The sequence below is a fragment of the Paenibacillus sp. B46(2026) genome (genome assembly GCF_056786355.1).
The window spans coordinates 717,391-734,036 of sequence record NZ_CM165907.1 but is presented as its reverse complement, the minus strand read 5'-3'; the positions used below and the strand labels follow the sequence as shown (position 1 = coordinate 734,036).

Sequence of the window (16,646 nt, the reverse complement as noted above, 5' to 3'; positions counted from 1 at the left end):
ACGGTATTTCAATGTTGGTGTTAACAGCTTATAACGATCATGCTCATCCATTCGTATTAGATACCTGGAATGGCATTACGTTTGTGATGGGTACGCGTATAGAATGCTTCGAGGCGCTCTTGTGCGGCTGGATCGATCTGTTTGCCTTCAAGGTAGTCGCTGTTGGCTTCATACGAAATCCCCAGCTCATCCTCATCCGTCTGACCTTCCCACAATCCTGCCGATGGTGCTTTGTCCAAAATGGCCTGTGGCACATTCAGATAAGCTGCCAGCTGGCGTACCTGACGTTTGTTCAGGGTGCTCAGTGGCGTGATATCTACAGCGCCATCACCCCATTTGGTATAGAAACCCGTGATGGCTTCGGATGCGTGATCCGTACCAACTACGAGCAGGTTTTCTTCAAACGAAAGTGCATATTGCATCACCATACGGGTTCTCGCTTTAACGTTACCTTTACCTTGGTGAGTCATATGACGTGGGCTGCCCAGTGACTTGAAGCCTTGCTCGACTTCCAGTGCAATCTCGTTAACCGCATCTTCGATATTCGTTTCCACGACATACTTCAGGTCGTATGCTTTCGCTACAGCATAGCTGTGGTCAATATCGGATTGCTCACCATAAGGTTGGAACACACCCAGTGTTTTGTACTCTTGATTGTTCTCTTCCGTAAGCTCGTCCGTCGCTTTTTTGCAAAGCGCCGTAGCCACAGCACTGTCAATACCGCCACTGATCGCGATCAGCAGGCCTTTGGCACCCGCATTTTTCACATATGTCTTCAAAAAATCAACACGCTTGCGTACTTCCTCTGCTTCATTAATGCTTGGTTTAACCTTCAATTCAGCGATGATCTGTTGTTGCAAACTCATCGTTAATACACCCCGTTTCTAAATGAATGAAATTTGATGCTTGAAAGGTCCAAATGGTTCAATAACCTTATCTATCCAAAATGAAACGCCCCGGCATCGGTTATCCGAAGAGCGGGGCGTTCTATGGAGCGAATTAACGGCAATAACGTTCAAATGCACTTTTGAGATCAGCCGCAATTTCCTCTGCAGAACGGTCTTCCACTTGATGACGCTCGATAAAGTGAACGAGTTCTCCGTCTTTCATCAGGGCGATGGACGGTGAAGATGGCGGATACGGTGCAAAGAATTCACGTGCTTTTGCAGTTGCTTCTTTGTCCTGACCAGCAAATACAGTGTACAGGTGATCCGGTGTAATATCGTTCTGGAGTGCTTGAGACACACCTGGGCGACATTGACCTGCGGCACATCCGCAGACAGAGTTAATGACGACCAGCGCTGTTCCTTTTGCATCCGGCAGACTTGCTTCCACTTCTTCAGGAGTACGCAACTCCTGAATGCCCAGACGAGTTAGCTCATCCCGCATGGGTTGAACCATATCTTTCATGTATTGATCAAATGACATCGACATTCGGTTTCACTCCTTATAAATGGTTGTTCTATGATCTCGATAGAATTAAAGGCGATTAGCTATCCAAACAACGTTACATTCATATCGAATATTATGGATGTAATGATGTGCTATTCCTATTATACATCCATAAGCAATGAAAGCAAGATTCAGACACCGCCTGCGGAAAGGCTTTTTCTATAATATTATGTCTCATTGTCTGGGAAAATATGCTGATTACCTAACGTTCAAATGCCACTTTGAAGGTAGTCCCCCGACCTTCCTCTGATTCCACGGTAATGGTTCCATTATGTCGTTCCACAATACTTAAACACATGGATAATCCAAGTCCGGTCCCCTTGGCTTTTGTCGTGAAAAAGGGTTCGAACAGCTTTTCCTTCTTCCCCCTGGGTATACCAGGCCCTGTGTCACGTACACACAGTTCCACCTTGTCATCAACTATGCGCGTCTCCAGCGTAAGCACGCCTTTCTCATTCATGGCTTCCATCCCGTTACGGGCCAGATTGAGCACCACCTGTTTGATTTCTTTTGGATTGAGGTGCAGCTTCGGAACATTATGGGCCAGCATGAGTTCAATGCTCTGACCACGCAGGTTCGCATCAGCCCATAACAATGGACTGAGTTCATGAATGATATCATGCAGCTGGGATTCCTCTTTTTCCGCAATCCGATCCTGGGCCAGCGATAGAAAATCATTAATGATACTATTCGCCCGATCCAATTCTTCCAGGACGATCCGGTAATAATGATCAAGGGAATCTGGACTCTTCTCCTGCATGAGTTGAAGAAAACCACGTACAACCGCCATAGGATTACGCACCTCATGCGTAATGCTTGCAGCCATCTGCCCCACCAGACTGAGACGATCCACATTATCCAGTTCACTTCGCAACATCTCAAGCTCCGTGACATCCTGAATAATCAGCATGGCTCCTGTGACCTCTCTTGCAGGCTCTGTTGAAAAGGCATAGATCGGTACAGTTCGGGACTGAAATACGTGAGCACCGTAACGAACGGTCAATCCATTAATCTCCCCATGAACGACGGCTCTGCGAATGCTATTATCCATCTTGTCCGCCTGACCTTGTTCAACAAATTGGCTCGCTGGCCGGCCAATCAGATCAAGTGTGGTGTTACAGGGTAACTGCTCTCTTGCTGTTTGCTCCATCGTCTCATTGACAAACATGACTGTGCCTTCCTTATTAACGGTGGCTATGGAAAGTGGAACAGCGTTCAGGATCTGATGAAGTTTCTCCGTTTCGGATATGTATTGGTGGTGAACTTCAGAGAGATGCTGCTCCAGCCCATGATAGTGCTTCATCCGTTCCAAGGATAACAGACTTAGACTGCCCGCAACAATGGCACCAGCAGTGCACCCGAGTGTTATAAGTATCATATAGCCCGCAGAGTATGTAGAGACATTATGGAGGGATGCGACCCACAACAGACTCGCTACAATGAGTTCCGTTGCAACCAGGGTGATCAGTATCACCATTTTGCGAGAACGTGTATTATGCTTGAATCGTTTGGCAGACAACCATACAATAGGATAGAGAAGAATGCCCGTATGAAGGAGAAATCCGTACAGATCATAGGGATGGGCTAAGAGAAAATAGAAGAGAATATGTAGAATGGACAGTGTTAAGCCGAGAACGGACTTACAATACAAAATAACAAGCGTTACAGGAACGATGCTTAGGGATATGGCTACCGGACTCGCATAATGTGCAAACAGCAAACACAACAGCATGCTAACCACACTCGTCGCAGCAAAAACGATCTGCATCATTCCGGCATGTTCCAATCTGGCAACCATCCGCTTGGAAAGCCCCAGATGGAATAAAGGGATCAGGAATACCGCGGACCCCGCAAGCAGTACTTGTAAAAGAATGTCCTTTAACGCAACCACAATGCCATCTCCTCCTCTGCCTGCACATTCCCTCATGTATTTCTGATTAAAACATAGGCGACAGTATATTACAATATATCCCTTAAGACTCCATAATAGAACTGCTCATAACTCCATTATATTTCAGAAAAGGCCAGGAGTAGACACGGTTTACGTAAAACAGACAAAATCAATGAAAAAAGAGGGTAATAATGTATGTATGATGTCATTGTAATTGGTGGTGGATCAGCAGGCCTGATGGCTTGCGTTGCTGCTGCCGAGCATGGAGCCTCCGTGCTTCTGCTGGATAAAGGAGATCAACTGGGTCGTAAACTCGGCATCTCTGGCGGAGGTCGATGCAATGTAACCAATGCCAAGGAAACGGACGAACTCATCCGTCATATTCCGGGCAATGGACGTTTTTTATATAGTTCGTTTCAGAATCTGGACAACCAGGGGATCATGCGTTTCTTCGAGAATCTCGGAATTGCCCTGAAAGAAGAAGACAACGGCAGAATGTTCCCAGTAACCGATAAAGCGAAAACAGTCGTGGATGCTTTGGTAGGCAAAATTGTCTCCCTCGGCGTCGAGATTCGCACCAAAGAACCGGTTAAGGAACTCATTCAGAACGGTCAGCAAGTACAGGGTGTTAAATTGCTCTCAGGTAAAACGATCCTTGGACGCTCTGTCATTATCGCTACTGGTGGCAAATCCGTACCCCAAACCGGATCAACCGGAGATGGTTACCCCTGGGCTGAGGCTGCGGGTCACACGATTACGGAGTTATATCCAACCGAAGTGCCTATTGTGTCTGGGGAGAGTTGGGTTCAATCCAAAGAACTGCAAGGTTTGTCTTTGAGGGATATCGGTTTATCTGTATTGGACGCCAAAGGGAAAACGGTCATCTCCCATCGCGGAGATATGATCTTCACACATTTTGGGGTGTCCGGACCCGTCGCACTGCGTTGTAGTCAGTTTATCCGCAAGGTTCAGATGAAGTCCGGAAACCCACAGGTCATCATGAGCATTGATCTGTTCCCGGAGCTGTCCCCAGGTGCACTGGAAACGCAGGTTCAACAGGTGCTGGAACAAGAATCCCGCAAGGCTGTCAAAAACATACTGAAAACATGGGTTCCGGAGCGCATGATTCCATTAATGATGAAACGTGCGGAGATCAGCGATGACCTCACGTTCCACCATTTTCCCAAAGGCATGTTAAGCAACCTGTGTGGGCTAATGAAAGCTTTTACCTTCCGTGCAGACGGAACGAGATCGCTCAAAGAAGCCTTTGTTACTGGGGGAGGAATCCACTTAAAGGAGATATACCCAAAAACAATGGAATCCAAGCTGCTGCCTGGTCTATTCTTTTGCGGTGAAGTTCTGGACATTCATGGCTACACCGGAGGGTATAATATCACCGCTGCTTTTTCCACCGGATATACGGCTGGCATGCATGCGGCAGAATACAAACACGCTACATCATAATAGAGGTTGTTCAAAAAGTCCGCTTTTGATTACGAATCATGCCTAATGGCATCCTCAGCATCGAAGTTGAAATTCAGCCGAAAAGATGTCAAAAACCCCGATATCCACTCTCTGTGGAGTATCGGGGTTTTTGGGCATTGTTCCATTTTAGAAAAGGCGGATCGAACCGCTCTTGGCTTGTGATGCTTCTATGCTTTGACGCTGCCTGAGAATCCATCAGCCGAATCATCGTATGTCGGGTCCTCGCTATGATTATGTGTACCTTGCTCAGCCTGAATCCCCTGGTTTCCGCTCGCATAACCCTCATTCCAGTCCTCATTCACGAGATGAGCCGGAATTGAGATATTCTGAAACTGATCCAGCTCTTCCGTTTGCGAGGCAAATACGGCACTTCCTCCATGAGATTGTACAATCTCTACGGCAGACTGAGGATCTTGGCGATCTGTAGGGATGTACAATTCCAGCGGGCCAGACTGATATGGCTTATATCCCAATTCCTCCAAGGTTTCCTTTGCGGCATTCAACGCTGAACCGTCTGAGAAATGCACCTGTAGTTCGCTATTATCCATCATCGTCTCTTCCTCCTTGCTACAGCTAATCTCTCATCATCCATAGATGAGATTCTTCTTCTATAGCATGGTCAGTTATAGCGCGTCATATGCTCTGGACTACAAAGGAATTCTTTTAGGCTCGGGTCAGCCGGACCCATCCGGCAATAGATAACACACAGAGTCCGAAGACCACCGCACCTGTGGCTGTCAGTATACCAACAGTCCAGCCAAGCCAGGCCAATCCCAGCGTGAATCCCATAAGAATACCCATCGGGATGAACAACATCCGAACCATCATTGAACCTGCACGATGCAGCGCCTCCGAGTCATACGTTATAAGCTGAACATAGTCCGACGTTGCAAATATATCCCATGAACGATAAAACATCACCGTCAGCATGATAATTAATAACGCACACACGATGACGTTAACAGGAAAAGGCGGTAAGGCAACCGCTGCAATGGACAGTCCTCCAAGCTGAAGATACAATTTCATCGTGTCCGAGTTCCGGAAAAAGGCCTTGAACCCGATCTCTGCTGTCCGGTTCGCAATGGACCGATTGCGTAACAGTTTACGCGGTTTGCGGAAGATGATAGTCCGTGTCCGTGGGGCTTTCGGCTTGCTCACCGCCCGGCTTAACATTAGTGCTGTAAGCTGAAGCCTGCTCCGCAGATCCTCTCGCACATCCCCTTCAAACGTTCCCTTCATCAACAGCCTCATCTGTCCGACGGTAATCAGTAGTAGCAGGATACCCAGAATACTCCCTGCTATCCTCCATGTCTGTCCATGCATCCACGCTGTCGCATTAATGGTCATGTAGCCGATAGCAATGACGAGGGGGATCAGCCGAACCCAGCGTCGCCATCCCGTATATCGAACCTTCGTCATATGTAGTGTTATGGCTTGGAATGAAGCTACTGCACCGAACCAGACAGCCATAAGTGCAATCTGGAGATTCGACATCTCATAGACACGGGACCACAGGGGGGCAGTCAGTGCTGTAATCACGATCATTTTGCCCAGATGTTGCAGACAGGACCGGTAGACCCCTTGCCTCATTAACGTGCGCATCCACAACGGTCTTGATTTCAGAAACAATACATCCGCTTCCTCCACAAATATCAACACACCACCGGTAAGCATAACCACGTCAATCAGCCCAGTCAGTACGGGGAGCGGTAATCCTGTCGCCCATGCAGGCAGTGGTTTGGTCCACAGACTCGTGTACCATCCAATCAGATAGAGCAGACCCGGAACAAGCAGATATACCCACACCGTCCAATCCACTACGAGTCTGAGATTTTTCATCTGTTCCCTGAAGTGCTCTTTGCGTCTTCGCCTGTATAAACGAAGTGGTGTATAACGCTGGGAAGTTTCCATCCTCTCTCACCCTCTCAATCAAGACGTCAGTATATCGAAACAGTCAAACAAAGAGGCTTCCGGCAATCCTGCCGCTTCACGGATCTCATCCAATGTCCCCTCGGCAGCAGATCTGCCCGAAGCAATCAGAATAAATCGGTCGCAGATTCGTTCAGCGGTATCCAGTACATGCGTAGACATGAGCACACCCGCACCGCGGCGACGTTCATCATCAAGTAATTTCAGAAAATCCTTGGTTGCACGCGGATCAAGTCCGATGAACGGCTCGTCCACGATATAGATATCCGGCGAAGACAGAAATCCGATCATCAGCATCATTTTCTGCCGCATGCCTTTCGAAAAACTGGCTGGAAGATCGTTCCTCACCTGATCCATACCGAAACGAACCAACAGTTCCTCCGCTCTGGAGACAAAATCCTCTTCCTCCATTTCATACGCCGCTGCGGCCAGATCAAGATGTTCCCATAATGTCATATATTCATAAAATACAGGTTGCTCCGGGATATAGGCATAACGACCATCTCCTCCAATCGTCACTTCATAGTTCGCATGTTCCAGCAGACCCAGCAGCGTTTTGATCGTGGTACTTTTGCCCGCACCATTTGGTCCGATAATACCTACCAGCTCTCCTCGCGCCACACTCATTCGAATGTTGCGTATGGTCGATTGTCCTGGCTCGTATCCTGCCTCTGTAATATGTACGTCTAATATAGACTCCTGTATGGCTGTACCTTCATGCTCTATCTTCATATCGAACACTCCTGTTCTGATTCGGGCTTTTTTCATTCTTTATATATTATTGTAATCGAGTTGCGGGCTGTGTGTTTGATCATTTTAAGCATTTTTAAGTACAAATCATGTTATAATGTTATTACATACTAACATCAATACATACAAATGTATTAATTTCATAAGTTGGATCATACTATAGGAGGAATATATCATGAATGGTGGGGCTCAGATGAAAGAGGAGCATTCCAAAAGAAAAATTCTTTCTCGCAAAATAGGCAAAATGGGAAACAGCTTGGGCATTAGCTTGCCTAAGGTTTTGATTGATAAGCTCCATGTTTCTCAGGGCGATGAGATTGAATTTATTGAAAACAGTCAGGGAGAAATTGTACTAAAAAAGGTTAAACAAATGAAAATACCCGAAAATGTAAGACCCGAAGTACTGGAAGCTTTCTTCGACGTTTTCGAAGAAGATGAGGATATCCTAAATGATTTAAGGGATCGTTAAGATGACTATATTCCTTTCCATTGAAGAAGTAGTAGCCGCTCACCATTTTATGATGAAGAAGATGAATGATACAGCACAAGCTGGGGTTAAGGATTCTGCTTTGTTGGATTCTGCGATAAATAGACCTCTCCAAAGTTTGTTTGGAGAGGATGCCTACCCTTCCATATTTGATAAAGCTACTGCCTTATTAGAGTCATTGGTTAAAAACCACTGTTTCTATAACGGAAATAAAAGTACAGCTTATCTTGTAACCAAGTCCTTTCTGCGAGTGAATGGCTATCATTTGCAGATGGAACGTAAATATGCCGTAGAATTTATGGTCAACATTGCCGAAGGCGAGTATACATTTGAAAAGATAGTACGCTTATTAGAAGAACATTCAGAAGAACGCTAGCTCATATGTCTTATAAATGCAAAAAAAGAAGCAGAGGTTCCGGAGCCCCTGCTTCTTCATATTACATTGAAAATCTCATATTACCGATTTGTCTCCACCACAGATGTAGTATCACTCTCTGCATCTGCATCCACGTTCAGACTGAGATCCAGTGCTCCGCGGCTTTCGCTCGCGTAGCTGCCGCTGTCGTTCCGATGATTGCCGCCTCGTGAATAGTCGCTCATCGTTATACCTTCTCCTGACACACTGGCATTAAGGCCAAGACCCAGCTTGCCAGAACTGCTACGCTCAGCAGTGTGGTCGGACAGTAGAGATCCTAACTCCAAACGCAAACCTGCATTCAGATCCAGATTGCCACTGGTATTATTGCTATAGCTATCTGCATATGTTGCCTGCGAAGCTCCCGACAATACCGACAACTTTACCCAACGATTCACTTTTTTCATGATTATATACACTCCTTCTCAATTTGGGTTGAATTAACGCCATTGTTGTGAGAGAAAGAGGTATATTGCGGCGGTTGCCCCGGCGGTGCCTGTGACCATTGACTGAAACCATCGAGCCGTTCCATTCGGAAAGCACCATCGTAATCTGGCGTAACCAGACCCGTTGTTGCTCCCGGATGTGCAGCGGCTGGAGTAGTTTTGCTCCACTTCCAGTTACACCGGACGATGAGTCTTCCCCTAGGAATAATTAGATTACAGGCATTTTCTGCCTGTTCCTCATTAAACGTGAAGGCGTTTACTCAAACGCTTTTTAATCGAAAACCATTAAAATTTGAAGTGTTTTCAAACCTACATTTTACTGTTCTAACCTGACCCGGTCCGGCATGTTTCAGTCGCCAGCAATCATTGTTTTGGCAACAATTGAGCCATACAGATCGGCTTTTTTTCCATTGCGTTTCATCAAATAAATCAACCCAAGCAGGGTCAGCAAAATGCCTGAACAGACAAAAGCCGGTACTACACGCACCATCCCAACAGATCACTTGAAATTCCGGGAAGCTGCCTGAATAAGACCACAGTCTGTGAATCGGCAAATTGCAGATAAAGTATGGCTGAAGCAAGCAAGATCAGAGACGTTCCCACGTGAGGGAGAGTTGCCAGCATGGGTAATGCTGCGGACAACATGACAAATGTGATCTCCCATGGCGTGGCATTCCAGCGGATACCTACAAGTGTCAGAATCGCTAGCAAATGCAGCCAGTCACCCAGATTGGAGATAGCCTGTGCCACCATCAATGTTACAAAAGATCGGTTATTTTTCAGCGGTCGTTGTCCTTCAAACGTTAGTTCACTTATCATCCTGCTTCTCCTCCATTGTCTTCCGAATTCATAATATGAACTCATTATAAGAGGGCAGGGCTTGACTCAACCTCCTGCCAGAGGCGGAGAAGAAGCGACATCTGAAGGATGATTTTACGAGATGATTAATGATCAAATTTTAAATGCTAAAAATGCAGATCTTGTGACATATCGCATGTTTTTCGTAGAAATAGAAGTTTACAATTAAACCATGGCGACAATCTGAATCGTCAACATAACTAACCAACTCATATAAGTTGAAATAAGCCTTTACATGAACAGCATAACGAAGAGGACCACCCTTCATCATTTCAACTTATAAAACTAATCTGAAAAGGCGGGATCAGCATGCTGGAATTACAAGAAATCGGAACCGAACGTTCACTTCATCTGTACCGCACCTTGGCCCAGACATTCAAGAGCGTGAATGAACACGCTGTATCCGGAAGCAAAGTGCATGGCTTCAACCCCACCGCATACGGGGTGCTCGAAGTGTTATATATGAAAGGAGCTCAGCCGATTCAACAGGTTGGTGCACAGCTTCTGCTGCAAAGCGGAAATGTGACCTATGTAATTGATAAGCTGGAGCAAAAAGGACTGTTACACCGGAAGCATTGTCCGCAAGACAGACGTATCATTTTTGTGGAACTAACCGAAGAAGGTCAGCGCACCATGGATGACATCTATCCAGGTTATGCGGTGAAGATCGATCGTGCGGTCAGCGGACTGAGTGAGGAAGACAAAGAGCTGTTGTCCGAACTTTTGGGAAGGCTTGCACATTCTGCAGACCGTTTATCCGCGGGCAGCTAAATCACTGCACATGTGCCACCCAAAAAACCGGATTTGCCTGAAATCGGCGAATCCGGTTTTTCGTATACATTCACACTTTTTACTTTGATCCTTGTGGTTGCGGTGGAGCATCTGCATCTTCAGGCACGATTAAACGTTTGCGTAAAGCCAGCGTCGTTACCCATGAGACCAATGCGATGACAAACATAATGACAAACAGGGAATGCAAACTTCCTTCCAGCACGTTACGCAGCAGTGCCCATTTGTCATCCGATAGAGCAGCATCCGTATGTGGTGCGAGCAGTTCATTCAGATCATTCTCCGAAATTCCGGCCTCTGCCAGATTCTGTTCATTCGATAACGTGGAGATCCGATAGTTCAACCAGGTGCCAAAAGCCGCTGCACCAATCGTCTGTCCCAACGTACGCATGAACGTATGCAGTGCTGTAGAGGAACCACGCTCCTTATATCCTACAGAGGACTGTGCAATAATGGTGAAGATCGTAAACGCAAATCCGAAGCCGAGACCATAAATAAAGGTCAATATGAAGAGCACAGCCTGCGGGGATGTCCCGCCCACCAGAAAGAGTCCACCCGATCCGATCGCAATTCCGGTTAATCCAATCAATGCAGTCATACGTGATCCAATTTTCATCAGCAGGCGGCCTGCCAACACACTACCAATGAGCCAACCTACCGACATCGGAGCGAGTAGCAACCCGGATTCCGTCGCATTTCCTCCCCGAACCCCTTGCACCCAGAGCGGCAAATAACTGGTCAGGCCGATCATCAGAGTACTGGTCAGTAGTCCGGCAATATTCGCCACACGGATGTCCCGAATTCGGAACAGATGTAGTGGAACCATTGGAGCTTGAGCTCTTTTTTCCACCACAAAAAATAAAATAATAAACAGAGCGGCGACCACACTCAGTCCTACAATCAACGGAGAACTCCATGCATAATACTGCCCACCCGCCGACAGGACGAACAACAATGCGGTAATACCTACCGTGAAGGTCAGTGCACCGACATAGTCAATTTTGGCTGTACGCGGAGAGATATCTTCCTTCAAATAACGAAATACAAACCACATCGCGAGCAGACCAAACGGCACATTAAAACCAAAGATCCACTGCCAGCCAAGATTGTCTACAAAATAACCGCCAAGCAGCGGTCCCGCCAGAGAGGAAATGCCCCACACGGAGCTGATCCAGCCTTGGATTTTGCCACGTTCTTCAATGGCATAGATGTCCCCAATAATCGTAAATGTAACAGGAACTACCGCACCCGCACCAATCCCCTGAATAGCACGGAAAATAATCAACTGCTCCATATTCTGCGACAGACAGCACAAGAGTGAACCTAGTAAAAATAAGGCACAGCCAATCAGAAATACAGGCTTTCGTCCATACAAGTCACTGATTTTGCCGAAAATGGGCGTACTCACAGCCATCGTCAGCAGGTATGCGGTGAAAATCCAGCTAAGCAGCTGTACACTCCCCAGTTCACTGACAATGGTCGGTCCAGCTGGACCAATCACGGTGCCTTCAATCGCTGACAGAAATGTCGCCAGCAACAGGCCCGTCAAGATGAAACTGCGCTTCAAACCTCCAGTTGCATTCACACAAACCCTTCTCTCTTTGTTCTCTATATAATTGGTACGTTAATTTACACCTCTACTACGAAACAGAACAAGCTTCCGATGTAGCTTTCTTTCAGAAAGCTTTAAATACGAACGCTTCGCTTAAAAACAATTATATATTGTCTCTGTTTATTTACCTCGCTTGCGAAGAAACTCATCATACAGCATCGAATACATCACCATATCCTTGTATCCGGTGGACGTATGCTGAACCTGACGCAGCAGCCCTTCCCGCGTGAAGCCTCGGTTCGTCAGAAACTCACCGGAAGCCAGATTGCGCGGATCAACCAGCGCTTCGATTCGATTAAGACCCATGGTCTCATACCCGAAGGGCAACAATGCCGAGAAAGCCTCCGTCATATAACCGTGGCGCCAGTAGTCACGTCCCAGCTCATAACCAATCTCACCCCGGAATGCACCTTCAAGCTGCCAAGTGTTAAATCCACAGCTGCCAATGAGCCTGCCTGTCTCTTTGAGTTCGATCCCCCATCGGATCGCATCCTCTTCCCCTGCCATTTGGTTAAGCAGCCCAATCATGTCCGCCGCCTCGCTTGTCCCAATCATGGGTGCAAGATTCATATAGCGGGTCACCTCGCGATCTGACCAGCATGCGAACATCTGGGCCGCATCCCGGCGACGCATTTTACGCAGACGAAGCCGCGCAGTCTCCATTTCGGGAATTCTCCCTTTGCATTTATACATATAAGACACTCCGATCCGATCCATCTCTGCAGACCATAAGATTCACTAGTCATCTAATCATAACCTGCGCCGAATGGCAACTATTCAGCCATGGACACACGTCAAAAAACCGGGCCCATTTCGCTCCCGGTCTTGTTGTACGTACGTATGGATCAATTCAAGGTTGAGTGATTCTTCGCATCACGGCTTGTCCAATGAATTTTAGACTTTGGACGTTTTCTTGCCTTTCGCCAGCAATTCATCGCTAACCCGACCAAGCACAGTCGTGATTTCCTTGAATTCTTCAATGCCAGTCCCGGTCAGGCTCCATTGGTCCCCGTGGGCGGTCAGGAAGTTCTCCTGTGTCAGGTGTTCAAGCTCCTGCTTGATCTCCCGCTCTCCAACGCGATATCCCCGTTCTTCCAATAGGGGGAGCGCCTCGCTAACGTTCAAATCCTGATTTTGCGCTAAATATAGAAGATGAATTCGTACAAAAAGATTCTGTACCTCTGCATGCATAAGCCAAGCTCCTTCCCGGGTTATAGCCCTCCGTGGTTGCTATGTAATTACCCCATGCAAGAAGCTGAGAAACAGGAGAATTCTTCAGGTAATCCCTTCCCTTTCCGAAATCCTCCGCTTGACTAACCGCATCCTCTGCACTATCTTGAAAATAAGTACCATTTTGCTCGGGAGGGTGATTTACCATGTTTCAAGCTGTTTCCTATGAAGGAACACGAAGTGAGCAGCACACCGCCGTCCTGGGACAGTTAAGTGCTCTGATCCGCGATGAACCTAGTGCCATTGCCAATCTGGCGAACGCTGCTGCGCTGCTCAATGTATTTATGACCGACACCAATTGGGTCGGCTTCTATCTGTATGATGGAAAAGAACTGGTCCTCGGTCCATTCCAAGGACTGCCTGCCTGCATCCGAATTCCACTCGGACGTGGCGTATGCGGTACATCTGCTGCCGAAAAACGTACCATGGTCGTAGAAGATGTGCATGCCTTCCCAGGCCACATTGCCTGTGATGCAGCATCCAATAGTGAGATCGTTGTACCGATCATCAAAGACGGGGAACTGTACGGGGTGCTGGATATCGACAGCCCGATCAAAAACCGTTTTGACGATGAAGACCGTGTCTTCCTGGAGAAAGCCGTAAGTCTGCTCACAGAGCAATTGTAAGCAACCATACGCTTTTAGGAATGATGAATCCGCTATAACAAAGAGCGCAGTCCTCTCAGAGGTCTGCGCTCTTTGTTATCCATTATGGTTCACACCCATGTTCTTGCTCGCCCATGTTACTTTATGCATCTAGGATAAATCCTGTTCCGCTTTAATCATCATCCCATCCCGCAGGAATTCAGCCAGACTCAGGTGGTAACCATCGTACATCTTGCGGAATTCGACATACAGATTGGCCAAATCCCGGTAAATCTCTGATGTAGGTGTGTAGTACCCTTTGATCCATTCAAGATGCCTGCCAATAATCCGTTGTACTTTCGCACTACCGGGTTCCAATCCATCCTCAATGGCCTGTTGCAAGTCGAGATGAACCTGATCAATTTTCGCCTGGGAATCCAGATAATCTTCCTTTGACTTTAACTCCTGATTTTCAGGTAATGTGGATGAATTGGAAGATTGGATGTCAGACCTCTGAATGCCCTCTGTCTGCACATGATTCAAATCATTATTGACTGCATGGTTAGAACCCGCTTCATTCAGCAGCTGGTGACGCCCCTTATTCACAAAACCGATATACAGCTCATGTTCATCAAGTTCCTGTTCGCCTTGCAAATGGGAAATCGTTTTGTCCAGTGTCTGAATCAATCCATGCAGACGGAGGGCCTCCTCCAGAATCTCTATGCGATGCCGCTGCATGATGCGAATGACATCCTGAGGATCATCCCGAAACATTGATTCAATCTCAGTTTCCTCCATGCCTACTTCCTTACAAAAAAGAATTTGCTGAAGTCTCAGCAATTCCTGCTTTTCATAATAGATATCCTCATCCAAACCTCCAAAAGCTGGATTCAGAAGACCCGTCTCCGCATACTGGCTTAGCTCACTCAGACTTACGCCTGACATTCCAGATACATCAACCATGGAATATGCCATTTGAATACACCTCCTGCCTCCCCCGTAACTTCTAAGTTCAGGTTTATTTCATACTGCATTTTATTTGAATAGTGAGAGATTATAAGACTTTTGGCAATCTGTACCGCAAATGAAGTGAATCACCCTTTGTTAAACATGACAAACTTCAATTCCGTCATTTCCTCAACCGCATATTTTACACCTTCACGCCCGACACCACTCTGCTTCACCCCGCCATAGGGCATGTGGTCAACCCGGAACGTCGGAATATCGTTAATCATCACTCCGCCTGCCTCAATCTGATCGACGGCATGGAGAGCCGTATGAATATCGTTCGTGAATACACCTGCCTGAAGCCCATAGATGGAATCGTTGACATGTTCAATGCCCTCTTCAACCGAATCCACGGTATTGATCACCACGATGGGAGCAAACACTTCCTGACAGGATACCTTGGCATCACGCGCAACGTTAACGAGCACCGTTGGACGCAGAACGCCTCCTTCAGCTTGACCACCTGCTGCTACTTCAGCACCGGCCTGTTTGGCTTCTTCAATCCAGTCGAGCGTACGCTGTACATCCCTGGAGGTAATCAGTGCAGAGACCACCGTATCCGGGCTCAGCGGGTCTCCGACCACCACTTGTTTAGCCGCTTCGGCGAAACGCTGGATGAATTCTTCCGAGATGTCACGATGTACGTAGATTCGCTGTAGCGAGATACATACTTGTCCTTGATACGTAAAAGCACCGGTAACACATCGAGGAACCACTTTGTCCAGATCTGCGTCCTTATCCACGATCACCGCTGCATTCGATCCAAGCTCCAGTGTCACACGTTTCAGTCCTGCTTTGCTACGAATGCTCGTCCCCACCGCTGGACTGCCTGTGAACGTAATGTGAGCAATACGAGGGTGTTCCACAAGTACATCACCAATCGTTTTGCCATCACCGCTCACCACGTTCAGTGCGCCATCCGGCAGTCCTGCTTCCTGAAGCAGATTAGCGATGTAATAGGATGACAGTGGTGTCTGCTCTGCAGGCTTGAGAACTATCGTATTACCCGCTGCCAGTGCCGGACCTACCTTGTGAGCTACCAGGTTCATTGGAAAATTAAATGGCGTTATTGCACCAATGACGCCTAGAGGTTGCCGCATCGTATACCCGATGCGCCCTTCTCCACCTTTGGCTGCATCCATCGGAACCGTCTCTCCAGTCAGCCGCTTGGCTTCTTCGGCAGCAAAACGATAGGTTTCCACCGTGCGGTCTACCTCAGCCCGCGCTGCGGTAATCGGTTTCGCTGCTTCAAGTGCAATGATTCGTGCCGCTTCTTCCTTCCGTTCTTCGAGCAAGGAGGATACTTTGTACAAAATATCTGCACGCTGATGTGCGGGCATCTGGCGCATTTCCTTCCCAGCTTGCACCGCAGCCGCAACAGCAGTCTCCGCTTCCTCTGCTGAAGCAGAAGAGACTTCTGCCAGCGTTTCTCCAGAGTATGGTGCTTGAAGTACTTTATAATCTACGGATTTGGTCGGTTTGCCACCGATAAACAGATGTTGTTTTTTCATATGCTGCATCCTCCATTCTTTTCGAACCTGTTGAACTAAAGAATATTTACACCGCCACTCCGATGACAGAACAACCTTCCGATCGCTGTTATCCCCAGATTTTTTGATTCACTTTTACAAAGGTGAAAATCTGACGATAAGCGTATGCTTCCGATGTAGCTTTCTTTCAGAAAGCTTTTAGGCGAACGCTCCGCTTCTT

General features: G+C 47.3%; 19 protein-coding genes. 5 read left to right on the top strand and 14 right to left on the bottom strand.

Translation table 11 applies throughout. The features are described 5' to 3' along the window. Positions 1-56 precede the first annotated feature (56 nt). From nadE to AC1S8V_RS03470, 3 genes are all read right to left on the bottom strand, one after another. Positions 57-866 (bottom strand): NAD(+) synthase, encoded by an 810-nt coding sequence (nadE, locus tag AC1S8V_RS03480; RefSeq protein WP_482072446.1) that lies wholly within the window; start codon positions 864-866, stop codon positions 57-59. Positions 867-999: 133 nt separating this feature from the next. Next, positions 1,000-1,434 (bottom strand): BrxA/BrxB family bacilliredoxin, encoded by a 435-nt coding sequence (locus AC1S8V_RS03475; protein WP_145326477.1) that lies wholly within the window; start codon positions 1,432-1,434, stop codon positions 1,000-1,002. Between the two features lie 220 nt (positions 1,435-1,654). Continuing rightward, entirely contained in the window at positions 1,655-3,343 is a 1,689-nt protein-coding gene (locus AC1S8V_RS03470) for a two-component system sensor histidine kinase NtrB (RefSeq protein WP_482072445.1), read from the bottom strand. 195 nt (positions 3,344-3,538) lie between these two features. Between AC1S8V_RS03470 and AC1S8V_RS03465 the strand changes: the two genes are divergently transcribed. Further along, positions 3,539-4,807: a BaiN/RdsA family NAD(P)/FAD-dependent oxidoreductase gene (locus AC1S8V_RS03465; protein WP_482072444.1), complete on the top strand. Its 1,269-nt coding sequence runs from the start codon at positions 3,539-3,541 to the stop codon at positions 4,805-4,807. 188 nt (positions 4,808-4,995) lie between these two features. Here AC1S8V_RS03465 and AC1S8V_RS03460 read toward each other — a convergent pair whose 3' ends face one another. From AC1S8V_RS03460 to AC1S8V_RS03450, 3 genes are all read right to left on the bottom strand, one after another. Next, positions 4,996-5,379, bottom strand: a complete 384-nt coding sequence (locus tag AC1S8V_RS03460) for a hypothetical protein (protein ID WP_482072443.1) — start codon at positions 5,377-5,379, stop codon at positions 4,996-4,998. A gap of 112 nt (positions 5,380-5,491) precedes the next feature. Then, entirely contained in the window at positions 5,492-6,739 is a 1,248-nt protein-coding gene (locus AC1S8V_RS03455; RefSeq protein WP_482072442.1) for an ABC transporter permease, read from the bottom strand. A gap of 18 nt (positions 6,740-6,757) precedes the next feature. After that, on the bottom strand, positions 6,758-7,489 hold the full coding sequence (locus AC1S8V_RS03450; protein WP_482072441.1) for an ABC transporter ATP-binding protein: 732 nt from the start codon (positions 7,487-7,489) through the stop codon (positions 6,758-6,760). Between the two features lie 193 nt (positions 7,490-7,682). Between AC1S8V_RS03450 and AC1S8V_RS03445 the strand changes: the two genes are divergently transcribed. After that, a complete protein-coding gene (locus AC1S8V_RS03445) occupies positions 7,683-7,976 on the top strand; it encodes an AbrB/MazE/SpoVT family DNA-binding domain-containing protein (RefSeq protein WP_105405851.1) in 294 nt (97 codons plus the stop codon). A gap of 1 nt (position 7,977) precedes the next feature. Next, the gene (locus tag AC1S8V_RS03440) at positions 7,978-8,370 is read left to right on the top strand and encodes a type II toxin-antitoxin system death-on-curing family toxin (RefSeq protein WP_482072440.1); all 393 of its coding nucleotides are present in this window, start codon (positions 7,978-7,980) and stop codon (positions 8,368-8,370) included. 80 nt (positions 8,371-8,450) lie between these two features. Here AC1S8V_RS03440 and AC1S8V_RS03435 read toward each other — a convergent pair whose 3' ends face one another. The 3 genes from AC1S8V_RS03435 to AC1S8V_RS03425 form a co-directional block, all read right to left on the bottom strand. Next, positions 8,451-8,816, bottom strand: a complete 366-nt coding sequence (locus AC1S8V_RS03435; RefSeq protein ID WP_482072439.1) for a hypothetical protein — start codon at positions 8,814-8,816, stop codon at positions 8,451-8,453. Positions 8,817-9,204: 388 nt separating this feature from the next. Continuing rightward, positions 9,205-9,345, bottom strand: coding sequence for a hypothetical protein (locus AC1S8V_RS03430; RefSeq protein ID WP_482072438.1), 141 nt, complete (start codon positions 9,343-9,345; stop codon positions 9,205-9,207). Beyond that, the gene (locus AC1S8V_RS03425) at positions 9,333-9,674 is read right to left on the bottom strand and encodes a hypothetical protein (protein WP_482072437.1); all 342 of its coding nucleotides are present in this window, start codon (positions 9,672-9,674) and stop codon (positions 9,333-9,335) included. Before AC1S8V_RS03425 ends, AC1S8V_RS03430 begins: the two co-directional genes overlap by 13 nt. A gap of 348 nt (positions 9,675-10,022) precedes the next feature. On the opposite strand from AC1S8V_RS03425, the gene AC1S8V_RS03420 reads away from it, so the two are divergent. Continuing rightward, positions 10,023-10,484, top strand: coding sequence for a MarR family winged helix-turn-helix transcriptional regulator (locus tag AC1S8V_RS03420; RefSeq protein ID WP_482072436.1), 462 nt, complete (start codon positions 10,023-10,025; stop codon positions 10,482-10,484). A 79-nt stretch (positions 10,485-10,563) separates the two neighbouring features. Here AC1S8V_RS03420 and AC1S8V_RS03415 read toward each other — a convergent pair whose 3' ends face one another. From AC1S8V_RS03415 to AC1S8V_RS03405, 3 genes are all read right to left on the bottom strand, one after another. Further along, positions 10,564-12,069 carry an MDR family MFS transporter gene (locus tag AC1S8V_RS03415; RefSeq protein WP_482074375.1) on the bottom strand — a complete coding sequence of 502 codons (1,506 nt, stop codon included), beginning with the start codon at positions 12,067-12,069 and terminating at the stop codon, positions 10,564-10,566. 165 nt (positions 12,070-12,234) lie between these two features. After that, positions 12,235-12,777 carry a GNAT family N-acetyltransferase gene (locus AC1S8V_RS03410; RefSeq protein ID WP_482072435.1) on the bottom strand — a complete coding sequence of 181 codons (543 nt, stop codon included), beginning with the start codon at positions 12,775-12,777 and terminating at the stop codon, positions 12,235-12,237. 231 nt (positions 12,778-13,008) lie between these two features. Then, positions 13,009-13,305 (bottom strand): hypothetical protein, encoded by a 297-nt coding sequence (locus AC1S8V_RS03405; protein WP_482072434.1) that lies wholly within the window; start codon positions 13,303-13,305, stop codon positions 13,009-13,011. Between the two features lie 185 nt (positions 13,306-13,490). On the opposite strand from AC1S8V_RS03405, the gene AC1S8V_RS03400 reads away from it, so the two are divergent. Next, on the top strand, positions 13,491-13,970 hold the full coding sequence (locus AC1S8V_RS03400; RefSeq protein ID WP_145326487.1) for a GAF domain-containing protein: 480 nt from the start codon (positions 13,491-13,493) through the stop codon (positions 13,968-13,970). 129 nt (positions 13,971-14,099) lie between these two features. Here the strand turns inward: AC1S8V_RS03400 and AC1S8V_RS03395 are convergent, their stop codons facing one another. Both AC1S8V_RS03395 and AC1S8V_RS03390 read right to left on the bottom strand, forming a co-directional pair. Next, complete coding sequence (locus AC1S8V_RS03395) at positions 14,100-14,903, bottom strand: MerR family transcriptional regulator (protein ID WP_482072433.1); 804 nt, start codon at positions 14,901-14,903, stop codon at positions 14,100-14,102. 119 nt (positions 14,904-15,022) lie between these two features. Then, on the bottom strand, positions 15,023-16,447 hold the full coding sequence (locus AC1S8V_RS03390) for an aldehyde dehydrogenase family protein (RefSeq protein ID WP_482072432.1): 1,425 nt from the start codon (positions 16,445-16,447) through the stop codon (positions 15,023-15,025). Positions 16,448-16,646 lie beyond the last annotated feature (199 nt).

Coding starts and splice junctions, on each gene's coding strand:
- AC1S8V_RS03455 (WP_482072442.1), bottom strand. CDS start 6,739: ATGGAAACTTCCCAGCGTTATACACCACTTCGTTTATACAGGCGAAGA.
- AC1S8V_RS03420 (WP_482072436.1), top strand. CDS start 10,023: ATGCTGGAATTACAAGAAATCGGAACCGAACGTTCACTTCATCTGTAC.
- AC1S8V_RS03435 (WP_482072439.1), bottom strand. CDS start 8,816: ATGAAAAAAGTGAATCGTTGGGTAAAGTTGTCGGTATTGTCGGGAGCT.
- AC1S8V_RS03460 (WP_482072443.1), bottom strand. CDS start 5,379: ATGATGGATAATAGCGAACTACAGGTGCATTTCTCAGACGGTTCAGCG.
- AC1S8V_RS03425 (WP_482072437.1), bottom strand. CDS start 9,674: ATGATAAGTGAACTAACGTTTGAAGGACAACGACCGCTGAAAAATAAC.
- AC1S8V_RS03400 (WP_145326487.1), top strand. CDS start 13,491: ATGTTTCAAGCTGTTTCCTATGAAGGAACACGAAGTGAGCAGCACACC.
- AC1S8V_RS03405 (WP_482072434.1), bottom strand. CDS start 13,305: ATGCATGCAGAGGTACAGAATCTTTTTGTACGAATTCATCTTCTATAT.
- AC1S8V_RS03445 (WP_105405851.1), top strand. CDS start 7,683: ATGAATGGTGGGGCTCAGATGAAAGAGGAGCATTCCAAAAGAAAAATT.
- AC1S8V_RS03430 (WP_482072438.1), bottom strand. CDS start 9,345: ATGGTGCGTGTAGTACCGGCTTTTGTCTGTTCAGGCATTTTGCTGACC.
- AC1S8V_RS03440 (WP_482072440.1), top strand. CDS start 7,978: ATGACTATATTCCTTTCCATTGAAGAAGTAGTAGCCGCTCACCATTTT.
- AC1S8V_RS03390 (WP_482072432.1), bottom strand. CDS start 16,447: ATGAAAAAACAACATCTGTTTATCGGTGGCAAACCGACCAAATCCGTA.
- AC1S8V_RS03465 (WP_482072444.1), top strand. CDS start 3,539: ATGTATGATGTCATTGTAATTGGTGGTGGATCAGCAGGCCTGATGGCT.
- AC1S8V_RS03395 (WP_482072433.1), bottom strand. CDS start 14,903: ATGGCATATTCCATGGTTGATGTATCTGGAATGTCAGGCGTAAGTCTG.
- nadE (WP_482072446.1), bottom strand. CDS start 866: ATGAGTTTGCAACAACAGATCATCGCTGAATTGAAGGTTAAACCAAGC.
- AC1S8V_RS03450 (WP_482072441.1), bottom strand. CDS start 7,489: ATGAAGATAGAGCATGAAGGTACAGCCATACAGGAGTCTATATTAGAC.
- AC1S8V_RS03410 (WP_482072435.1), bottom strand. CDS start 12,777: ATGGAGACTGCGCGGCTTCGTCTGCGTAAAATGCGTCGCCGGGATGCG.
- AC1S8V_RS03475 (WP_145326477.1), bottom strand. CDS start 1,434: ATGTCGATGTCATTTGATCAATACATGAAAGATATGGTTCAACCCATG.